Raw genomic sequence first — 2,173 nt, forward strand, 5'->3', positions numbered from 1 at the left:
ACTACGTCGAGCGCGTGACCCTCGCCAAGCTGGCCGCCGCGCGCAAGCGCCATGCCGCGCGCGGCCTGCCCGGCGCGCCGATCCTGTGCTCGGACACCACTGTGGCGATGGGGCGCCGCATCCTCGGCAAGCCGGCCGATGCCGACGACGCGCGCCGGGTGCTCGAACTGCTGTCGGGCCGCACGCACCGCGTGCTGACGGCCGTCGCGCTGGCCCACGGCCGGCGGCGCGAGCTGCTCGTCAACGTCTCGCGCGTCGAGGTGGCGCCGCTGCCGCCGGCGTGGATCGAGGCCTACGTCGCCAGCGGCGAGCCGTTCGGCAAGGCCGGCTCGTACGCGATCCAGAGCGCGATGGCGGGCTGGATCCGCCGAATCGACGGCAGTCACTCCGGTATCATGGGTTTGCCCCTGTACGAAACGGCCCAACTGCTGAGACAAGCGCGCGTCAGGTTCTGACGCCGCCGCCGCAACAAGAGCGCCCATGCAAGACATCCTCATCAACTGGGCACCCCAAGAGACCCGTGTCGCGATCGTCGAGAACGGCGCGGTGCAGGAACTCCACCTCGAACGCACGCTCGAGCGCGGCCTCGTCGGCAACATCTACGCCGGCCGCGTGGCCCGCGTGCTGCCGGGCATGCAGTCGGCCTTCATCGACATCGGGCTGGAGCGCGCCGCCTTCCTGCACGTGGCCGACGTGCACGTGGTCGGCAGCGGCCCGCGCAACGACCATGCGCCCGGCGCCGCGCCGCCGCCGCCGATCGAGCGGCTGGTGTTCGAGGGCCAGACGCTGACGGTGCAGGTCATCAAGGACCCGATCGGCACCAAGGGCGCGCGGCTGTCCACGCAGATCAGCATCGCCGGGCGCATGCTGGTGTTCCTGCCGCAGGACGACCACATCGGCATCTCGCAGAAGATCGGCTCGCACGATCTGCGCGACCAGCTGCGCACCCGCATGAACCAGCTGACCGGCAAGACCGAGGATGGCCAGCCGCCGGCCACCGCGTATGCGGGCGGCGGCTTCATCCTGCGCACCAATGCCGAGGACGCGACCGACGTCGAGCTGGGCGACGACATCGCCTACCTGCGCAAGACCTGGGGCGCGATCCGCGAGCGCAGCTTCAAGTCGCCGCCCGGCACGCTGCTGCACCAGGACCTGAGCCTGGTCGAGCGCGTGCTGCGCGACCTGGTGAACGACGCGACGCAGTCCATCCGCATCGATTCGCTGATGCAGCACGATCAGCTGGTGGCCTTCGGCGCCGAGTACACGCCGGGCTCGGTCGGCAAGCTGCAGCACTACAAGGGCGAGCGGCCGATCTTCGACCTGTACAACATCGACGAGGAGATCGCGAAGGCGCTGGCGCGGCGCGTCGACCTGAAGTCGGGCGGCTACCTGATCATCGACCAGACCGAGGCGCTGACGACGATCGACGTGAACACCGGCGGCTACGTCGGCGCGCGCAACTTCGACGACACGATCTTCAAGACCAACCTCGAGGCCGCGCAGGCGATCGCGCGCCAGCTGCGCCTGCGCAACCTGGGCGGCATCATCATCATCGACTTCATCGACATGGCGCGCGAGGAGCACCAGGGCACGGTGCTCGGCGAGCTGCGCAAGCAGCTGGCGCGCGACCGCACCAAGATCACGGTGAGCGGCTTCACGCAGCTGGGGCTGGTCGAGATGACGCGCAAGCGCACGCGCGAATCGCTCGCGCACATGCTGTGCGAGCCGTGCCCCACCTGCGGCGGCAAGGGCCAGGTGAAGACGCCGCGCAGCGTCTGCTACGACATCCTGCGCGAGATCCTGCGCGAGGCGCGCCAGTTCAACCCGAAGGAGTTCCGCGTGATCGCGGCGCCCGCGGTGGTCGAGATGCTGCTCGACGAAGAGAGCCAGCACCTGGCGGGGCTGAGCGACTTCATCGGCAAGCCGATCTCGCTGCAGGCCGAGGCCGCCGGCTCGCCCGAGGCCTACGACATCGTGCTGATGTGATGGTGACGACGACGCCGCCAGACGCTGCCGCGCTGCAGTCGCGCACGTTCGTCGTCTTCGCCGGCGGCTTCAACGAGGACATCGGCGGCGTGGTGGCCTTGCACTCGCTGTGCGATCACCTCAACCGCGCAGGCTGCCGRGCGGTGCTCTGGCCGGACACCCGGCCCCGTTTCGACCCGGCGCATCC

Annotated in this window: 3 protein-coding genes; all 3 read left to right on the plus strand. The window is 69.8% G+C overall.

Annotation, left to right across the window (positions count from 1 at the left end; all coding sequences use genetic code 11):
- On the plus strand, window positions 1-455 hold a 455-nt coding region (locus AC1D01_RS31385), incomplete at its 5' end, for a Maf family protein (RefSeq protein WP_477873430.1).
- Between the two features lie 25 nt (window positions 456-480).
- The gene (gene rng / locus AC1D01_RS31390; RefSeq protein WP_477873432.1) at window positions 481-1,986 is read left to right on the plus strand and encodes a ribonuclease G; all 1,506 of its coding nucleotides are present in this window, start codon (window positions 481-483) and stop codon (window positions 1,984-1,986) included.
- Window positions 1,986-2,173 (plus strand): hypothetical protein (locus tag AC1D01_RS31395; protein WP_477873434.1); only part of this gene is annotated, 188 nt, incomplete at its 3' end. The genes rng and AC1D01_RS31395, both read left to right, overlap by 1 nt.

It is taken from the genome of Rhizobacter sp. P3_B12 (genome assembly GCF_056402895.1).

Coding starts and splice junctions, on each gene's coding strand:
- rng (WP_477873432.1), top strand. CDS start 481: ATGCAAGACATCCTCATCAACTGGGCACCCCAAGAGACCCGTGTCGCG.